General features: G+C 67.4%; 18 protein-coding genes. 14 read left to right on the top strand and 4 right to left on the bottom strand.

Translation table 11 applies throughout. The features are described 5' to 3' along the window. Positions 1–83: 83 nt before the first annotated feature. The 4 genes from ACZ50N_RS01785 to cysC are packed head-to-tail and all read left to right on the top strand — an operon-like array spanning position 84 to position 5,156. Positions 84–1,478, top strand: a complete 1,395-nt coding sequence (locus ACZ50N_RS01785) for a sulfatase family protein (RefSeq protein WP_464474467.1) — start codon at positions 84–86, stop codon at positions 1,476–1,478. Between the two features lie 51 nt (positions 1,479–1,529). Next, a complete protein-coding gene (gene stf0, locus ACZ50N_RS01780) occupies positions 1,530–2,330 on the top strand; it encodes a trehalose 2-sulfotransferase (RefSeq protein WP_464474466.1) in 801 nt (266 codons plus the stop codon). After that, positions 2,327–3,256 (top strand): sulfate adenylyltransferase subunit CysD, encoded by a 930-nt coding sequence (gene cysD, locus ACZ50N_RS01775; protein WP_464474465.1) that lies wholly within the window; start codon positions 2,327–2,329, stop codon positions 3,254–3,256. Before stf0 ends, cysD begins: the two co-directional genes overlap by 4 nt. A gap of 43 nt (positions 3,257–3,299) precedes the next feature. Further along, the gene (cysC, locus tag ACZ50N_RS01770; RefSeq protein ID WP_464474464.1) at positions 3,300–5,156 is read left to right on the top strand and encodes a sulfate adenylyltransferase subunit CysN; all 1,857 of its coding nucleotides are present in this window, start codon (positions 3,300–3,302) and stop codon (positions 5,154–5,156) included. On the opposite strand, the gene ACZ50N_RS01765 is transcribed toward cysC, so the two are convergent. After that, positions 5,144–5,917: a trans-aconitate 2-methyltransferase gene (locus ACZ50N_RS01765; RefSeq protein WP_464474463.1), complete on the bottom strand. Its 774-nt coding sequence runs from the start codon at positions 5,915–5,917 to the stop codon at positions 5,144–5,146. The two genes, cysC and ACZ50N_RS01765, sit on opposite strands and share 13 nt — an antisense overlap. A 41-nt stretch (positions 5,918–5,958) precedes the next feature. Here ACZ50N_RS01765 and ACZ50N_RS01760 point away from each other — a divergent pair, with 41 nt between their 5' ends. After that, entirely contained in the window at positions 5,959–7,161 is a 1,203-nt protein-coding gene (locus tag ACZ50N_RS01760) for an alpha/beta hydrolase family protein (RefSeq protein WP_464474462.1), read from the top strand. A gap of 6 nt (positions 7,162–7,167) precedes the next feature. Here ACZ50N_RS01760 and ACZ50N_RS01755 read toward each other — a convergent pair whose 3' ends face one another. Further along, positions 7,168–8,022 (bottom strand): oxygenase MpaB family protein, encoded by an 855-nt coding sequence (locus ACZ50N_RS01755; RefSeq protein WP_464474461.1) that lies wholly within the window; start codon positions 8,020–8,022, stop codon positions 7,168–7,170. 87 nt (positions 8,023–8,109) lie between these two features. On the opposite strand from ACZ50N_RS01755, the gene ACZ50N_RS01750 reads away from it, so the two are divergent. The 7 genes from ACZ50N_RS01750 to ACZ50N_RS01720 all read left to right on the top strand — a co-directional run bounded on the left by ACZ50N_RS01750 (position 8,110) and on the right by ACZ50N_RS01720 (position 14,283). Then, positions 8,110–8,736, top strand: coding sequence for a TetR/AcrR family transcriptional regulator (locus ACZ50N_RS01750; RefSeq protein WP_046365889.1), 627 nt, complete (start codon positions 8,110–8,112; stop codon positions 8,734–8,736). 100 nt (positions 8,737–8,836) lie between these two features. Then, entirely contained in the window at positions 8,837–9,883 is a 1,047-nt protein-coding gene (locus tag ACZ50N_RS01745; protein WP_464474460.1) for a cupin domain-containing protein, read from the top strand. 32 nt (positions 9,884–9,915) lie between these two features. Continuing rightward, on the top strand, positions 9,916–10,236 hold the full coding sequence (locus ACZ50N_RS01740; RefSeq protein WP_048421637.1) for an EthD family reductase: 321 nt from the start codon (positions 9,916–9,918) through the stop codon (positions 10,234–10,236). 20 nt (positions 10,237–10,256) lie between these two features. Beyond that, positions 10,257–11,204 (top strand): 2-hydroxyacid dehydrogenase, encoded by a 948-nt coding sequence (locus ACZ50N_RS01735; protein WP_133413139.1) that lies wholly within the window; start codon positions 10,257–10,259, stop codon positions 11,202–11,204. Between the two features lie 47 nt (positions 11,205–11,251). After that, on the top strand, positions 11,252–13,459 hold the full coding sequence (locus ACZ50N_RS01730; protein ID WP_464474459.1) for an acyl-CoA dehydrogenase family protein: 2,208 nt from the start codon (positions 11,252–11,254) through the stop codon (positions 13,457–13,459). A 168-nt stretch (positions 13,460–13,627) separates the two neighbouring features. Then, positions 13,628–13,870, top strand: a complete 243-nt coding sequence (mbp1, locus tag ACZ50N_RS01725; RefSeq protein ID WP_046366806.1) for a microaggregate-binding protein 1 — start codon at positions 13,628–13,630, stop codon at positions 13,868–13,870. A gap of 83 nt (positions 13,871–13,953) precedes the next feature. Then, a complete protein-coding gene (locus ACZ50N_RS01720) occupies positions 13,954–14,283 on the top strand; it encodes a hypothetical protein (RefSeq protein WP_073684711.1) in 330 nt (109 codons plus the stop codon). A gap of 5 nt (positions 14,284–14,288) precedes the next feature. On the opposite strand, the gene ACZ50N_RS01715 is transcribed toward ACZ50N_RS01720, so the two are convergent. Together ACZ50N_RS01715 and fadD2 are read right to left on the bottom strand one after the other, a co-directional pair. Further along, the gene (locus ACZ50N_RS01715; RefSeq protein WP_464474458.1) at positions 14,289–15,068 is read right to left on the bottom strand and encodes an SDR family NAD(P)-dependent oxidoreductase; all 780 of its coding nucleotides are present in this window, start codon (positions 15,066–15,068) and stop codon (positions 14,289–14,291) included. A gap of 43 nt (positions 15,069–15,111) precedes the next feature. Beyond that, positions 15,112–16,803 (bottom strand): long-chain-fatty-acid--CoA ligase FadD2, encoded by a 1,692-nt coding sequence (gene fadD2, locus ACZ50N_RS01710; protein WP_464474457.1) that lies wholly within the window; start codon positions 16,801–16,803, stop codon positions 15,112–15,114. A 55-nt stretch (positions 16,804–16,858) separates the two neighbouring features. On the opposite strand from fadD2, the gene ligD reads away from it, so the two are divergent. After that, entirely contained in the window at positions 16,859–18,097 is a 1,239-nt protein-coding gene (gene ligD, locus ACZ50N_RS01705; RefSeq protein WP_464474456.1) for a non-homologous end-joining DNA ligase, read from the top strand. A 150-nt stretch (positions 18,098–18,247) separates the two neighbouring features. Further along, complete coding sequence (locus ACZ50N_RS01700) at positions 18,248–18,655, top strand: STAS domain-containing protein (protein ID WP_046361526.1); 408 nt, start codon at positions 18,248–18,250, stop codon at positions 18,653–18,655. Positions 18,656–18,726 lie beyond the last annotated feature (71 nt).

Here is an 18,726-nt window from a genome sequence, read left to right as displayed (position 1 = left end):
GCGTGCTCACCGCCTTCTCGTCGTTTTGTCGTTACCGTGGGCCCGAACCGCCGTGTGGGCGCGGATCTCGAGAGGATGCAGCTGTGAGCGAAGGCCGGCGGGACAACGTTCTGCTCGTGCACTGGCATGACCTGGGTCGCTACCTCGGCGTGTACGGACATCCGGACGTGTCCAGTCCACACCTGGACGAGCTGGCCCGTGAGGGCATCCTGTTCACCGACGCGTACGCCACCGCCCCGCTGTGCTCGCCATCGCGCGGCTCCCTGTTCACCGGGAGGTACCCGCAGAGCAACGGGTTGATCGGGTTGGCTCACCACGGCTGGGAGTACCGGCCGGGCGTGCGCACCCTACCCCACATTCTCTCCGAGAGCGGTTACCACACAACGCTTTTCGGAATGCAGCACGAGACGTCGTTTCCCTCACGGCTGGGCTTCGACGAATTCGATGTGTCGAACTCGTACTGCGAGTACGTCGTGGACCGGGCGGTGCAGTGGCTCTCCGATCCTCCGGACGCACCGTTCCTCCTCACGGCCGGCTTCTTCGAGACCCACCGGCCCTACCCACACGATCGCTACGATCCCGCGGACCCGGATGCGGTGACGGTGCCGGAGTATCTGCCGGACACCGCGCCGGTGCGTCAGGATCTGGCCGATTTCTACGGTTCCATCGCGGTCGCCGACGCCGCCGTCGGCCGACTCCTGGAGGCCCTGGAAGCAACCGGCCTCGACAGCACCACGTGGGTGGTGTTCGTCACCGATCACGGTCCGGCGCTGCCGCGCGCGAAGTCCACCCTGTACGGCGCCGGGACCGGCATCGCGCTGATCATGCGGCCGCCCCGAGATGCCCAGGTGCCTGCCCGGACCTACGACGAGTTGTTCAGCGGCGTCGACCTGCTACCCACCGTGCTGGAGCTCTTGGGCGTCGACGTCCCCGCCGAGGTCGAAGGACGTTCGCACGCAACGCATCTGGTGACCGAGAGACGGCATGCCGATCCAGTGCGGACCGCCGTCTACACCACCAAGACCTACCACGACTCGTTCGATCCGATCCGCGCGGTCCGGACCAAGCGCTACAGCTATATCGAAAACTACGCGCCTAGACCGCTTTTGGATCTGCCATGGGACATCGCGGACAGTGCGCCCGGGCGGGCGGTCGAACCGTTGGTCACGTCACCGCGCCCGGAGCGGGAACTCTACGACCTCGCTGCAGATCCCACCGAATCGCACAATCTGCTCACCGCGCAGCCGACAGAGGAAGCCGAGACCGTCGGCAGCGATCTGGCGCTTATGCTCAACGACTGGCGCGAGAGCGTCGGCGACGTCATTCCCTCGGATTTCGCGGGGACGCGGATCGCCGCCCGGTACACGGAGACCTACCTGCTGGTCCAGGACCTCGAATTGCCAAGCCGCGCAGCTATTGCCGCTGAACGCGGCATCCCGGAGAACGAACAGACAGGGCAAGACTTCCCCTCACCGTGATCCTTTTACCGGGTGGTTCGCGGTCCCCGATTCACGGCTAAGCTCACGCGCATGCCTGCCCCGACGGCCTACCTCGTGCTTGCCTCCCAGCGCAGCGGGAGCACCCTGCTCGTCGAGTCTCTGCGGGCGACCGGGGTGGCCGGCGAACCCGGCGAGTTCTTCCAGTACCTGCCGACAACCAGCCAGTCACCGCAGCCGCGGCAGTGGTTCGAGGGTGTGACAGACGAGTCGATCCTGCGCCTGCTCGATCCGCTCGACGAGGGCAAACCGGACCTCGCCCCGCCCGAGATCTGGCGGGATTACATCCGCACTGTCGGGCGTACGCCGAACGGCATCTGGGGCGGCAAGCTGATGTGGAACCAGACACCGCTGCTTCTGCAGCGCGCCGAGGGGCTGCCCGACCGGAGCGGCACCGGGTTGCTCGCGGCGATCCGCGACGTGATCGGCACCGATCCCGTCCTGATTCACGTCTACCGCCCTGACGTTGTGTCGCAGGCGGTGTCGTTCTGGCGGGCGGTGCAGACACGGGTGTGGCGCGGCCGGCCCGACCCGGTGCGCGACGCTCGCGCCGAGTACCACGCCGGCGCGATCGCGCATGTGGTGACGATGTTGCGCGCCCAGGAAGAGGGCTGGCGCTCCTGGTTCGCCGAGGAGGGCATCGAACCCATGGACGTGCCCTATCCGGTGCTGTGGCGCAACCTGACGCAGGTGGTGGCGTCGGTGTTGGAGGCCGTCGGACAGGACCCGCGCCTGGCACCACCGCCGGTGCTGGAGCGCCAGGCCGATCAGCGGTCCGACGAGTGGGTGGACCGGTACCGCGCCGATGCCGAAAAGGACGGTCTGCCGACATGAGCACCGAGATCTCCGATAGCTACGACACCGTCCACGTCGACGAACTACGACTGCTGGAAGCCGAGGCCGTGCACATCATCCGCGAGGTGGTTGCCGAGCTCGAACGTCCGGTGCTGCTGTTCTCCGCGGGCAAGGACTCGATCGTGCTGCTGCGACTGGCGGAGAAGGCTTTTCGACCCGGTCCGCTTCCGTTTCCGGTGATGCACGTCGACACCGGGCACAACTTCGACGAGGTCATCGAGTTCCGCGATCGGCGCGTGACCGATCAGGGACACAAGCTGATCGTCGCCTCGGTGCAGGAGTCGATCGATGCGGGTCGGGTGCCCGATCCCGGCCCGGGCGCCTCGCGCAACCGCCAGCAGACCCGCACGCTGCTCGACGCGTTGGAGGCGGGTGGCTTCGACGCGGCGTTCGGCGGTGCACGGCGCGACGAGGAACGAGCCCGCGCCAAGGAACGCATCCTGAGCTTCCGCGACGAGTTCGGCCATTGGGACCCCCGCGCACAGCGGCCGGAACCGTGGTCGCTGTACAACGGTCGGATCCGTCGTGGTGAGCAGGTGCGGGTCTTTCCGCTGAGCAACTGGACCGAGTTGGACATCTGGCGCTACATCGCGCTGGAGAACCTCGAGCTCCCGTCGATCTACTTCGCCCACGAACGCGAGGTCTTCGAGCGCGACGGAATCCTGCTGGCGGTCTCGGACTACGCCCAGCCGGGCGACGGCGAGAGCGCGGCGGTCGAGTGGGTGCGCTACCGCACGGTCGGCGACCTGACGATCACCGGCGCCGTCCGCTCCCACGCCACGACGATCGACGGGGTGATCGGCGAGATCTCCGCGGCCACCGTCTCCGAGCGGGGCGAGACCCGGGCGGACGACAGGACGTCGGTTGCGGCAATGGAAGACCGCAAGCGTGAGGGGTATTTCTGATGACGGGGCGAGCGGAGCGCAGCGTAGCGACGGGGAAGACGACATGACACGCCAGCTGTTGCGCATCACCACCGCAGGATCGGTGGACGACGGTAAGAGCACGTTGATCGGCAGGCTCCTGCACGACACGGACAGCCTGCCGCTGGACCATCTCGAGGCCGTCACCGACGAGGAGGGTGTCGCCGATCTGGCGGCACTGTCGGACGGGCTGCGGGCCGAGCGCGAACAGGGCATCACGATCGACGTCGCCTACCGGTTCTTCTCGACCGAGACACGCAGCTACATCCTCACCGACACCCCCGGCCACGAGCGCTACACCCGCAACATGTTCACCGGCGCCTCCAACGCCCACGTCGCAGTGTTGCTGGTCGACGCCAGGGCCGGTGTGCTGCGGCAGACCAATCGACATGCACGCATCGCAAACCTGTTGGGCATCAAGCACTTCGTAGCCGCGGTGAACAAGATCGATCTCGTGGACTTCGACCGCGAACGCTTCAACGAGGTCGACCGCCAGCTGCATACGGTGACGGCGCGGCTCGGCGGCGCTGATCTGACAGTGATCCCGATCGCCGCCAAGCACGGCGACAACGTCGTGCACCGCTCCGACCGCACCGGCTGGTACGAGGGTCCCACGCTGCTCGAATATCTGGAGTCGGTGGAATTGTCTGCGCCGCAGCCGGAATCGCGTAAGTTGCGGCTTCCCGTGCAGTGGGTGTCACGGCCCACGGCCGAGCAGCGTCGCCGCTACACCGGGCGCCTGTCGGGCGGCACCCTGCAGGTGGGCGATTCGATCGTCAGCCTGCCGGCCGGCACCCGCTCCACGGTCACGGTGGTCGACACCCTCGACGACGATCGCCCTGTTGCTGTTGCACCGCTGTCGATCTCGATCGAGCTGGCCGATGACATCGACGTCGGTCGCGGCGACGTCTTCGTCAGCGGCGACGACGACGCGGTGGTACCGGTCCTCGCCCGCGAACTCGACGCCACGATCTGCTGGTTCCGTGACAGCCCGATGCGGGCCGGTGACCGCTTCGCACTCAAGCAGGGCGCTCGCACGGTCCGCGCCACTGTGCAGGCTCTTCATTCACGGCTCGACCCCGAAACTCTCGACGATCTCGACAATCCGGTGGAGTTGGTGCTCAACGACATCGGCGCGGTGACGCTGCGGACCAGCTCGGTGGTGGTCGCTGACAGCTACGCCGCCAACCGGGACAGCGGCGCATTCATCCTGATCGACGAGACCACCAATGACACGGTCGGTGCGGGCACCATCACCGAGCCGCGCGAGGTCAAGCCGGGTGAGCAGACGCGCAACGACATTCGCTGGCATCCATCGTCGCTGGAGAGGGAGTACCGGCGGGCGGCCACGGGGCAGCGTGGTGCGACGATCTGGTTCACCGGCCTCCCGGCCTCGGGCAAGTCCACCATCGCCGTCGCTGTCGAACGGGCGCTCGTCGATGCGGGGCAGGTCGCCTATCTCCTCGACGGCGACAACATCCGCCACGGGTTGTCCGACGATCTGGGCTTCTCCGCGGGCGATCGCGCCGAGAACATCCGCCGCGTCGGTCACTTGACGCGGCTGTTCGCCGACGCGGGCGTGGTGGCACTGGCGTCGCTGGTGTCACCGCTGAAGTCCGATCGGGAGATCGCGCGAGCGCTCAACGACGCGGCGAAGCTGCCGTTCATCGAGGTCTATGTCGCGACTCCGCGCGAGGAGTGCGAGAAGCGGGATCCCAAGGGGTTGTACGCGCGGGCCCGCGCCGGCGAACTGAAGGGTTTGACCGGCGTGGACGCTCCCTACGAGCCTCCTGAGGACGCCGATCTGGTGCTGGACACCACCGGGGCGGACATCGACGCGTTGGTCGCGCAGGTTCTCACCCTGCTCGATCAGCGCCGCTGACCCACCTGCGCGACCACGAAGATGCGGCGGAACGGAAAGAACGTGGTGCCGTCTGACCGCTGCGGATAGGCCTCCGCGAGCAGCGGCGCCAGCTCCTCGCGGAACTGCTCCCACTGCGCGTCACCCAAGGCGCTACGCACCGGCCGCAGCGCGGTGCCGTGAATCCAGTCCAGTACCGGATGCTCACCGGTCAGCTCGTGGACGTAGGTAGTCTCCCACGCGTCCGTGGTGCACCCTGCGTCGCGCAGCAGACCGGCGTAGTCCTGCGGCGACTCGACCACCTCCGCACTGCGGAAAGGGAAGTCCTGCAACAGCTCTGCCCACCGGGGTTGTGCCGCGAGGTCACGGACCGCGCGATGCGACGGCGCGTCGAAATTGCCGGGCACCTGGAAGGCGAGCCATGCTCCCGGGGCGAGTTCGGTGGCCCATCGCACGATCAGTTCCCGATGCTCGGGGACCCACTGCAGGGTGGCGTTGCTGATGACGACGTCGGTGTCCGGCAGCGGGGTCCACTCCCGCACATCGCCGACATCGGCGGCCACCCCGCGCTCACGCGCCGCGGCGACCATCTCCGAGGAAGAGTCCCAGGCCTCGATCGTCGCGCCCGGCCAGCGGGTGGCCAGCGTCTGCGTCAGGTTGCCCGGACCGCAGCCGAGGTCGACAACGCGGCGCGGGTCCGTGGCGGCCACGCGCGAGGTCAGGTCGTAGAACGGCCGTCCGCGGTGGTCGGCGTAGGCGAGGTATACCTCGGGATTCCACATGCGGCCAGTCTGGCAGGCGGTGGGCAGTTAAATTGGCAACCGTGGATTCACCCGTCGCGATCGAGGAACCCGACGAGCTGCCGCTGCCGGTTCCCGACGTTCCCGGCGCCGACGCCACCGCGCGCGGGCTGCCGCGCAGGGTGGATCTGACGCTGCGCCAGCGGGTCATCGTGGACTCCTCAGCAGTCGCCGATCTCGCCCTTCGCACCTCGATCGCGTCGCTGCTCAGCGTGACCATGACGCCGTCGGTGCTCGGCGCTCTGCGTCGGTCACGCTCGGCGGCCGAACAGCAGCAGCTGGAGTTCTACGCCGAGCTGGCGGCGATGAAGGATCCGGCCGTCGCGTTCCCGGCCCCCGAGTCACCGCCGCGCGTGTCGTCTCGACCGGCCAACCCGGTGGCCGAGTGGGTGGCGCGCGGCAACGTGCGCAACATCCGGTTCGAGAGCAGCTTCACCGCGGTGAATCCGGCGATGCGCAAGCAGTGCGCCGGCTTCGTTCGCAACAACGTCGTGCACGCGCAGCACTGGCGCCATGACGACGGCCCCCGTCCCACGCTGTGCCTCATCCACGGGTTCATGGGCTCGGCCTACCTGTTCAACGGGCTGTTCTTCGCCCTCCCCTGGTTCTACCGGTCGGGGTACGACGTCGTTCTGTACACCCTGCCGTTCCACGGCCGCCGGGCCGAGCAGTACTCACCCTTCAGCGGGCACGGCTACTTCGCGCACGGGTTCGCCGGCTTCTGCGAGGCGATGGCGCAGGCGGTGCACGACTTCCGTTCTGTGCTGGACTATCTCGAGTACACCGGGGTGGATCGCATCGCGCTGACCGGCATGTCACTCGGCGGCTACACCTCGGCGCTGCTCGCCAGCGTCGACGACAGGATCCAGGCCGTGATCCCCAACGTTCCGGTCGTCACACCCGATCGCACGGTCGACGAATGGTTCCCGGCGAACAGGGTCGTGGCGCTCCGCAACTGGTTGTCCGGAGCGGACAGCGAGCTGGTCGACGCGGCGACGATGTATTCCTCTCCGCTGAACTACCGGCCGCTGCCGGCCAAGGAGCGGCGTCTGATCATCGCCGGCCTCGGCGACCGTCTCGCACCGCCCCAGCAGGCCGAAATGCTCTGGAGACATTGGGATCGCTGCGATTTCCACTGGTTCCCCGGCAACCACGTGCTGCATGTCAGCCAGCCCGACTACCTGCGGCGGATGACCCGGTTCCTGGGCCCGGTCATGTTCGACTGAACCGCATCAGACCAGAGGTCGCCCGGTGCGGATGCGCCAGTCGACGTCCTTGAGCAACACATTGAACGGGAACTCCCGCACCACGCGGGGCGAGCAGGTGTTGACCGCCCGCAACACGCGGATGATCCGATCGAATCGTCTCTGCTGCTTGACATTCCAGTCCAATTGCATTTCGTCGCGGAAGCGTTGCGGCAGGAACCCGGTGGTGATCAGCAACGCGGTCTGTTCGGCCAGGCGTTGCAGCGGGCCCGGCAGTCGCACACCACGCACTCTCGACACCGCGATCGGGTACAGGTAGTCGCGAACAGTGTCGTCGATGTGCACCTCGTCCAGCGATTCCTGCCAGTAGCGGTCGAAGGCCGCCGGATCGGCCGGCCACATGTCCTCGGGCACCTGCAGCATGGTGCCGAGTTTGCGGCCCTGCTCGAAGAGTCTGGCCTCGGTGTCGGCATCCACCTCGCCGACGAAGAGGCGATACACGTCGAGGACGCCCTTGTACAGGCAGGCACCCACCCACAGTTGCAGGTCTTTGTCGAAGGCGTTGTAGGAGACCGGACTGTCCTCCAACGAATACACCTGGGCGTGAGCACGATTCACCGCGCGGCGGAACGCGTCCTTCTGCGCATCGGTGCCGCTGGTGGACACCGCCAGGTAGGTGAACGTGGTGCGGGCCCGTTTGATCGGGTGCAGATCGACCCGGCCGCTGTCGACACGGCTCTCGAGCACTCCGTAGCCGACACCGGGTCGCGCCAACTGCATGATCACGTTCGCCGGGCCGGCCAGCAGCCCGAGGCCCAGCATTCCCTCGTCGGGCTTCGCAGCAGCCGCCGGCGAGGCTGCCCTCGAGTCCTGTACCGCCACGAGCAGCTCCTCTCGCGCCGTCGCCCAAAGTTGCGAACGTGCGTTTCCTGATTGTGTTGCCGTGCCGCGCGGGTGTCAAGATGGGGTATGGCCCAGGTCCGTCCGTATCGCGGCGTCGATGCGTCGCAGCGGATGGCCCAACGCCGCCGGAAGCTCCTCGAGGCGGGACTCGACCTTCTCGGCGGGGCGCCTGTCCCCGCAGAGCTCACCGTGCGCGCCCTGTGCGCCCGATCGGGCCTGGCGGCCCGGTACTTCTACGAGAGCTTCGCCGACAAGGACGCCTTCGTCGCCGCACTGTTCGACCAGGTTGTCTCCGACATCGCCACGACTACCCAGGCGGCGATGGCCGCCGCGCTCCCGACAGAGCAGACGCACGCCGCGATGCAGAACATCGTTCGGGTGGTGTCCGAGGATGCCCGGCTAGGACGCCTGCTGTTCAGCGCGCATCTGACCAACCCGGTGGTGGTGCGCAAGCGCGCGGAGTCCGGCGCGCTGTTCGCTCTGCTGTCCGGCCAGCACGCCCGGGCCGCGCTCCACCTGGAAGACAACGAGAGGATCGCCGCGGCGGCGCATTTCGTGGTCGGCGGGGTCGCGCAGACGTTGAGCGCGTGGCTGTTCGGCGAGTTGCGGCTGCGCCCCGCCGAGCTGGCCACTCAGCTCGGCGCCCTGATCGATCAGCTCGGCGATCCGCGCCTGTACCGCACCGACGGCTGATCTTCCGCTGGCGGTGAACATCGGAGGCGGCCAGCTTCCATGACAGGAGCCCGCCGATCGATGAGAGTAGATGCCGAGGACACCCACGCAGGAGGACACCATGGGCATCACTTCCACATCGGCGCCGTTCACGACATCACTGCACGACGGGGAGATCGTCGAAGAGAACGACTTCGGCTCGATGCGGCGGGTCACCGCCGACAACCTGCCGACGCTGAAGAACCTGTCGATCAAGCGGGTGGTGCTCGCGCCGGGCGCGATGCGGACCCCGCACTGGCATGCCAACGCCAACGAGCTCACCTACTGCGTGGCGGGGACCGCGCTGGTCTCGGTGCTCGACGACCACAGCCGCTTCGCCAACTTCATCGTCACCGCCGGTCAGATGTTCCACATCGATTCCGGCGCGCTGCATCACATCGAGAACATCGGGGACGACACCGCGGAGTTCATCATCGCGTTCCGCAACGAACGGCCCGAGGACTTCGGCCTGGGGGCGACGTTCGGGGCGTTCACCGATGCCGTGCTGGGCAACACCTACGACCTGCCCGCCGCGGATTTCTCGACGATCCGGCGCAGCACCGTCGACCACAAGCTCGCCGGCCGCACCGGCGAACCGGAGATCCCCGCCTCGGCGCACTTCAGCGATCCGCACACATTCGACATCGAGGCCCAGGCCCCGGGCCTGAACTACGCCAGCGGCAACGCCCGCTTCGCCCGCGATCAGTTCTGGCCCGCCCTGAAGGACATGTCGATGTACAGCCTGCGCGTCACCGAAGACGGTATGCGCGAACCACATTGGCATCCGGTGACGGCCGAGATGGGATACGTGCGGCACGGGAAGGCCCGCATGACGATGATGACCCCCGACGGCCACCTCAACACGTGGACGATGACCGCCGGTAACATGTACTTCATCCCTCGGGCCTATCCGCACCACATCGAGAACATCGGCGCCGATCCTTGGCACTTCCTGATCTTCTTCGACCAGCCCTTCCCCGCCGACATCGGCTACAAGGCCTCCGCGAGTGCCTACAGCCGCGAGGTGCTGGCGGCGACGTTCCGCACGCACATCGACGATCTTCCGACGTTCCCCTTCACCCCGGCCGACCCGTTGATCGTGAGCCGAGTGAATCCCGTCGACGCCTGACGACCCACCCCGTGACCCCGTAGGCTCGATGAATGCCTGAAACGAAGATCACGGTCATCTACGACAATCCGGCCGACCCGGCGGAGTTCGAATCCGCCTATCCGGAGCAGCAATTGGAGGCCGCCAAGCGCATTCCGGGCTGGGTCAGGATGGAGACTTCGCGCGTGTGGCCGAAAGAGGACGGCAGTCCGACACCGGCCTACCGGATGATCGACCTCTACTACACCGACTACGACGCCGCGAGCGCCGCCGTCGCGACGCCGGAGGCGGGCGCGTTCTTCCAGGCGATGGCGCAGGTGTCCACCGGCGGTGTCCGGGTGTTGTTCTCCGACATCGAGATCGCGCAGCACTGACAGAGATCACCGTGCCGCCGATCAAGGTGCTGGCGCACTTCGTCCCGGGTGAGCGGGTGACGGCTTTCGTTGCCCCGCACAGTGACTGGCTCGACGTCACGTTCTGCGCCGAGGACGACGACGCGACGTTCTATCGCCTGCTTCCCGAGGCCGAGGTGCTCTGGCACGTGCTGCGACCGCTGTCGGCCAGCGATATCCGGCTGGGCAGCCGGCTCCGCCTGGTGCACAAGCTCGGCGCCGGCGTCAACACCATCGCCGTCGACACGGCCACCGAACGCGGCATCGCCGTCGCCAACATGCCCGGCGCCAATGCGCCCTCGGTCGCCGAGGGCACGTTGCTGCTGATGCTCGCGGCACTGCGCCGGCTGCCCGAGCTCGACGCCGCGACCCGCGCCGGCCGGGGGTGGCCACCGGACCCCGGCCTCGGCGACACCGTGCGCGACATCGGCGGCTGCACCGTCGGGCTGATCGGCTACGGCAACGTGGCGACCAGTGTGGAGCGCATCGTCACGGCGATGGGCGCCCAGGTGGTGCACACCAGTACCCGCGACGACGGCACGCCCGGCTGGCGCACACTCGCCGAGCTGCTGGCCGAGAGTGACATCGTGTCGCTGCACCTGCCGCTGACCGACGCCACCCACGGTCTGCTCGGCCGCGAGGCGCTGGCGGCGATGAAACCGGGCGCGGTGCTGGTCAACACATCGCGCGGGCCGATCGTCGACGAGTCGGCACTGGCGGACGCCCTGCGGTCCGGGCACCTCGCAGCAGCGGGTCTCGACGTCTTCGGGGTGGAACCGGTGCCGCCGGACAACCCACTACTGGCGCTGCCGAACGTCGTGCTGACCCCGCACGTCACCTGGTACACCGCCGACACCATGCGTCGCTACCTGGAGGTGGCGCTCGACAACTGTGAACGACTCCGTGACGGAAAAGACCTAGCGAACCTGGTGAACCAGGTCCCGGGGTAACCTCGACCCAACCAACCGGTTAGCCAGCCCAACGGAGGGTTTCCCCCATGCCCATCGCCATCCTCGAAGAGCACAACGACCTGGCCGATTCGGTGCGGTCCTTCGTCGCGCGCGTCGCGCCGTCGGAGGCACTGCACGAAGCGCTGGAGACTCCGATCCCCAATCCACCGCCCTTCTGGCGTGCCGCCGCCGAGCAGGGGCTGCAAGGCGTCCATCTCTCCGAGGACGTCGGCGGCCAGGGCTTCGGCATCCTCGAACTGGCGATCGTCGCGGCCGAGTTCGGCTACGGCGCGGTCCCCGGCCCGTTCGTGCCGTCGGCCATCGCGAGCGCGCTCATCGCCGCCCACGACCCCAAGGCCGAGGTGCTCGGCGGCCTGGCCGCCGGCGAGGTGATCGCCGCCTACGCCATCGATTCCGGCTTGACGGCCACCCGGCAGGGCAGCGGACTCGTGGTCCGCGGCGAGGTACGGGCGGTACCAGCCGCAGCGCAGGCGTCCGTCCTCGTGCTGCCGGTAGCGATCGAATCCGGTGAGGAATGGGTCGTCCTCGATGCCGACGCCCTCGAGATCGAGGCAGTGCCCAGCGTCGACCCGCTGCGCCCCATCGCCCACGTGCGCGCCAATGCCGTCGAGGTCGGCGACGATCGGGTATTGAGCGGTGTGAGTCGCGACCTGGCCCGCGCGATCATCACCACGGTGCTGTCCGCCGAGTGCATCGGCGTTGCGCGCTGGGCCACCGACACCGCGTCGGCCTACGCCAAGATCCGGGAGCAGTTCGGCCGGCCGATCGGCCAGTTCCAGGCCATCAAGCACAAGTGTGCCGGCATGATCGCCGAGACCGAGCGAGCCACCAGTGCGGTGTGGGACGCTGCCCGCGCGATCGACGAGGAGCTGCAAGGCAACTCAGAGAAAGCGAGCTCGTACGAATTCGCGGCGGCCGTCGCGGCCACGCTGGCGCCCGTGGCCGCTCAGCACTGCGCGCAGGACTGCATCCAGGTGCACGGCGGCATCGGCTTCACCTGGGAACACGACACCAACGTCTACTACCGGCGAGACCGGCGAGCCATCGTGCTGGCGGCTGCGTTCGGCCGGCACGCCGACTACCCCCAGCAGGTCGTCGACACCGCGACGACCACGGGGATGCGCTCGATCGACATCGATCTGGATCCCGACACCCAGAAGCTGCGCGAGGAGATCCGCGCCGAAGTCGCTGCGCTGAAAGCGATTCCGAGCGGGGCGGAGCGCAACACCGCGATCGCCGAGGGTGGCTGGGTGCAGCCGCATCTGCCCACGCCGTGGGGACGTGCGTCCAACCCGATCGAGCAGATCATCATTGCGCAGGAGTTCTCCACCGGGCGGGTCAAGAGGCCGCAGATGGGCATCGCCGCCTGGATCATCCCGTCGATCGTCGCGTACGGCACCGAGGCACAGCAGCAGCAGTTCCTCCCGCCCACCTTCCGGGGCGAAATGATCTGGTGCCAGCTGTTTTCCGAGCCCGGCGCAGGCTCGGATCTGGCCAGCCTCACGACGAAGGCCACGAAGGTCGACGGCGGGTGGCGGATCACCGGACAGAAGATCTGGACCACCGGGGCGCAGTTCTCGGCGTGGGGTGCGCTGCTGGCGAGGACGGACCCGAGCGCTCCCAAGCATCAGGGCATCACGTACTTCCTCCTCGACATGAAATCCGAGGGCGTGGAGGTCAAGCCGCTGCGTGAGCTCACCGGCAACGCGATGTTCAACACCGTCTTCATCGACGACGTGTTCGTCCCCGACGACATGGTGCTCGGCGAGGTCGACCGCGGCTGGGAGGTCAGCCGCAACACGCTGACCAACGAGCGCGTCTCGATCGGCAGCAGCGAGCCGCCGTTCCTGGCCAGCCTCGACCAGTTCGTCGAGTTCGTCCGCGACGGCCACTTCGACCAGATCGAACAGAACGAAGCGGGCCGGTTGATCGCCGAGGGCCACGCCGCCAAGCTGCTCAACATGCGGTCCACGCTGCTGACGCTGGCCGGCGGCGATCCGATGCCCGCCGCCGCGATCTCCAAGCTGCTGTCCATGAAGACGGGTCAGGGGTACGCGGAGTTCGGGGTGAGCTCGTTCGGCACCGACGCCGCCATCGGCGACCAGGGTCAGCTGTCGGGCAGGTGGGCCGAATACCTGCTGGCCGGCCGCGCGACGACGATCTACGGCGGCACCTCGGAGGTGCAGCTGAACATCATCGCCGAGCGTCTGCTCGGGCTGCCGCGCGATCCGTAAGAACGTCCCCGCGGCCCGGCGATGAAACAAAGTGAGACGCTGCTAACAGTGCGTGCTTTTGCAAGCGGTGGTGGGAACCCTGCAAGCAGGCCCGCTCACACCCTCGCCGCACCGCGGATTGGGCCCGCTCTCGACCTCAGATGGCGCGGCGGAACGAAAGGAAAGCTCATGGCAGACAGCACCAGCGGCCCCATCGCAGCTCTGCGCGCGCTCGTCGACGGCAGCATCGGCCTGTCCAAGCAGGTGATCGGCATCTTGCTCGACAACGACCGGCTGCAGGAGCAGGGCGAGGCTCAGCAGCAGAAGGCCCGCGCCCTGAAGGACGTGGCGCAGAAGGAAGCCGAAGCCGAGGCGGCTCGTGCCGAGGCGAAGACCCAGGAGGCCCGCCAGAAGGCCGCCAGCAAGTCCTGATCCTCAGCGCGACGTCAGCGGCCCCCGACATCTGTCGGGGGCCGTTGACGTTTTTGGTTGGCCCCCGCGGGAACCCGCCTGACATGTCCAATGACCGTGACTTCGCGGAGAAGCGGTTCGACAAGCCGGGCACGGCGCGCGCGGCGGTGACCTATACCGCCGTCGTCGTCGCCGTGGCCGGCCTGGCCTTCGCGTTCTATGCCTTCGGCGCACGCGACTCCGTCTACGCCGCGTCACTGGTGCCGCTGTTCCTGTTCCTCGGCGGGGTGGGCGCCTTCGTGCGCACCTATCGCGAGTGGAAGGCAGAACGCGGATGGGCGGCCTGGCAGGGTGCCGGCTGGTTCTTGATGCTGGTGATGCTGTTCACGCTCGCCGTGCCCGGGTCGGCGATCATGACCGGCGCTGTGGAGTAGCCGACTCAGGGCAGGATCGCGTCGACGTACCCGCCGTCGACCCGCAGCGCCCCGCCGGTCGTCGCCGACGCCAGCGGTGACCCCAGATAGACGACCATATTGGCGATCTCTTCGGGTTCGATCAGCCGCTGAATCAGGGACTGCGGACGGTGCAGACGCATGAACTCCCGCTGCGCCTCGTCCCACGGCAGCGACTTGTCGACGAGTTGGTAGACGAAGTCCTCGACGCCCGCGGTGTGCGTGGGGCCGGCGATCACCGAGTTGACCGTCACCCCGCTGCCCGCCGCGTCCTTGGCGAAGCCGCGAGACAGCGCCAGCAGCGCGGTCTTCGAGACGCCGTAGTGGATCATCTCCGCGGGCGTCACGATGGCGGAGTCGCTGGCGATCTGCAGCACCCGCCCCCAGCCGCGGTCCACCATCCCGGGGAGATAGAGCCGAATCAGGCGGGCCGCGGCCAGCACGTTGACCTCGAAATAGGTCCGCCACTGCTCGTCGGTGATCTCGCGGGCGGGCACGGCCCCGAAGATCCCGAGGTTGTTGACCAGGATGTCGACATCGGGCACCTCATCGAGCAGCGCCTGAGCACCCGCGGCGTCTGACACATCGGCAGCGACACCGATGACATCACCGTCGATTCCGGCGACGGCGGCGTCGACGCGGTCCTGGCTCCTGCCGTTGACGATCACTCGCGCCCCCGCCGAGGCGAGGCCCTGTGCGATGGCCAACCCGATGCCCTGGGTCGAACCGGTGACGAGTGCGGACTTTCCGTGGAGATCGATGTTCACGCAGGGGTACTACGACCGGCGCGGCGCGACTATTCCACCGTGCTCACTCGACGTCCATCTCCCGCAGCTCACGCTTGAGGATCTTGCCCGTGGGGTTGCGCGGGAGTTCGTCGAGGAAGACCACCTCGCGCGGCACCTTGTAACGGGCCAGGTTCTCCTTCACATAGGCCTTGATCGCGTCCTCGTCGATCGAGGCACCTTCGGCCCTGACCACGAAGCACCGCAACCGGTGGCCCCATTCCTTGTCCTCGACGCCCAGCGCGGTGGCTTCGATGACCTCGGGGTGGCCGCTGACGAGATCCTCGACCTCGGCGGGGAACACGTTCTCTCCGCCCGAGACGATCATCTCGTCGTCTCGGCCGCTGACGTAGAGCAGGCCGTCCTCGTCGAAATAGCCGACGTCGCCGGAGGACAGCAGCCCGTCGATGATCTGCTTGCCGCCACCACCGGTGTAGCCCTCGAACGGGAAGAAACTGCCGACGAAGATGCGGCCGACCTCACCCTGGGGTAACTCGTTGCCGTTGTCGTCGAAGATCTTGACCTTCATCCCCTTGACGACGGGACCGACTGTCGACGGGTTCTTCGAAAGATGCTGCGGCCCAGCGATTGTCGCGAAGGACACCTCGGTCGAGCCGTAGAGGTTGTAGATCACCGGACCCAGTGCCTTGAGCGCCCGGGTGGCCAGTTCGGCGCCGAGCTGGGACCCGGAGACGAACACGATGCGCAGCGACGACAGATCGGGTTTCGACGACATCTTGTCGAGCTCGTCGAGCATGCGGGACAGCATGACGGGGACCACGACGACGGCGGTGGCCTTGTGCTTCTCGATATCGGCGAGCACGGTGGCCGGCTTGAAGCGCCTGCGCAGCACCAACGTGGTGCCGAGCATCATCGCCACAGTGGCGTGCAGGAAGCCCAGCGCGTGGAACATCGGCGCAGGCAGCGATGTGACCTCACCGCCCTTGAACGGCACCGAGGACAGCACACCGCCGATGGGTGCCAGCGACGGCGGGGCACTGCGGTTGGCGCCCTTGGGCGTTCCGGTGGTGCCACTGGTCAAGATGATGATCGACGAGTGCTTGGTGACCTTCGGCGGCGGCGTCAACCCCGTGCGGGCGATCAACTCCTCGAGGGTCTCGTCGGTACTGCCCGACGGCTCGTCCTTGTCCGGGTTCACACCGAGTGCGCGTAGCTTGCCCAGCGCGGGTTCGGCCTGTGAGACCGCGGCGGTGTACTCGTCGTCGTAGATGACCAGCTTGGCGCCCTCACGCTCGGACACCTCCTTGATCTGCGGCCCGGAGAACTCGCTGTTGAGCAGGATGATGCGCGCACCCGTCTTCGCCACGCCGAACCACGACACCAGGAACCAGCGGTGGTTGCGGGCCAGGATCGCGACGCCGTCGCCTCCCTTGACCCCCTTGGCGAGCAGTCCGTTGGCGACCGCGTTGGCCGCGTCGTCGAGCTCTTTGAACGTCATCTCACCGAAATCGTCGATCACCGCGACGGCGTGCGGGGTGCGCCGGGCGTTGAGCGCCGGGATCATGCCGATCTCACCCCATCGGCGGATGTCTCCCAGGAACGCGGCGATGTCCTGCGGCGGTTCGAGTTTCAGTGCACCCGCCTCGAACATCTTGCGGGCGTAGTGCAACTCCGCGGTGCCGCGATCCCAGTAGATCTCCGCGGACTGGGTGATTTTGCCGAGCGCCTGGGCGGCCAGGTCGGTGAGCGTGGACATGGGTCAACTTTATGTGACGCCGGTCGCAGTCCGGCCTGGAACCTACGATGAAGGAATGGCTGCTCGGGAGTCTTTCGAGATCGGCGGGCAGCAGGTGCCGATCACCCATCCGGACAAGATCGTCTTCCCGGATGCGGGGGTGACCAAGGGCGCGTTGATGGAGTACTACGCGGCCGTGGCCGACGGCGCGCTGCGCGGGGTCGCCGACCGCCCGATGATCCTCAAGCGATTCGTCAAGGGCATCACCGAGGAGGCGGTGTTCCAGAAGCGAGCTCCGCAGAAGCGTCCCGACTTCGTCGACGTCGCCGAGCTGAAGTACGCGTCGGGGACGTCGGCCGCCGAAGCGGTGCTCACCAGTCAGGCCGGCCTGATCTGGGCGGTGAACCTCGGGTGCGTCGACCTCAATCCCCACCCGGTGCGGGCGGATGATCTGGACCACCCCGACGAACTGAGGGTCGACCTCGACCCGATGCCGGGCGTCGGCTGGCGGCAGATCCTCGACGTCGCGTTCGTGGCCCGGCAGGTGCTCGAGGACCACGGTCTGGTGGCGTGGCCGAAGACGTCCGGGTCCCGCGGTTTCCACATCTACGCGCGCATCCACCGTCGCTGGCCCTTTAAGCAGGTGCGACTGGCCGCCGAGGCGGTGGCCCGCGAGGTGGAACAGCGCGCCCCCGAATCCGCGACCGCGCGGTGGTGGAAAGAAGAACGTCACGGCGTCTTCGTCGACTTCAACCAGAACGCCAAGGACCGCACGGTGGCCTCGGCCTACTCCGTACGCGCCACGCCGGACGCCCGGGTCTCGACGCCGTTGTTCTGGGACGAGGTCGCCGACTGCCGCCCCGAGAGGTTCACGGTCGCGACCGTGCCGAGCCGGTTCGCCGAGCAGGGGGATCCATGGGAGGGAATGGACGACACCCCGGGGGGACTCGAGTCTCTGTTGGAGTTGGCGGAGCGACTCGGCCCCGCGGAGAAAGCTCCGCGCGGCACACACCGCGTCACCGACGGCCGGCGCCACTCGACGAAACCTCTGATCGAGATCGCCAGGACCAAGACCAAGGACGAGGCGATGGCCGCACTGGCGCAGTGGCAGGACATGCATCCTGCGGTGGCTGAAAGACTCACTCCCACAGACATTCTGGTGGACGGAATGAGGGGGCCGAGTTCGATCTGGTACCGCATTCGCATCAACCTCGAGCACGTGCCCGAATCGGCCAGACCTGACCAGCAGGAGCTGCTGGCCGACTACAACCCCTGGGCCGGTTACACCGGTTCACAACAGCAGCGCCGCGGCTAGAAGTTACCGGCGAGTTTGCTAGCGGGTCTGAAAGCAGTTCTTAGCGAAGTATTAGTCGTTACTCCCCACGGCCTTAAATTGGGCCCCTACCTTGAGACATGTCAGGTTCGAACGAACCCGACATCCAGCACATGATCGAGGGAGGCGGCAATGTACGGCAATCCGACGTTTGATTGCGGTGGCGCCGAGATTCGTGCGCACTGCCGCCAGTTGGCCACCGTGGTCACGGTCACGGGTGCGCTCGGCGACGCTGATATCGCCCGGGCCACCGAGTACACGCGCCGCTTCGTCCTCGCGGAGAAGCCGTTCGTGCTCGACCTCAGCGGCGTCACATCGTTTGACGCTGAGGCGCTTTCACTCCTGTTCGCCGTGGACGACGCATGCAGCGCGGCCGGCGTGGAATGGTCGATGGTGGCCAGCCGCCCGGTCGAGCAGACCCTGCGGGCCCACGGCATCGACTTCGACGCGGCCGGCTCTGTGCCCGAGGCCCTCAACCGCTTCGCCGATGCAATGGTCGCTCGGCGTCAGCTCCTTCCCCTGCTCACCAAGACTGCGTAAGGATCACTGTGTTAATCGATGTTCGGTGGCTCCGTTACCTCCTGCAGCGTCATCATCGGTCCGACCTGGGC

The sequence above is a fragment of the Mycolicibacterium obuense genome (assembly GCF_055397605.1).
The sequence above is the reverse complement of the archived record's forward strand: the minus strand, read 5'-3'. Positions and strand labels throughout refer to the sequence as shown.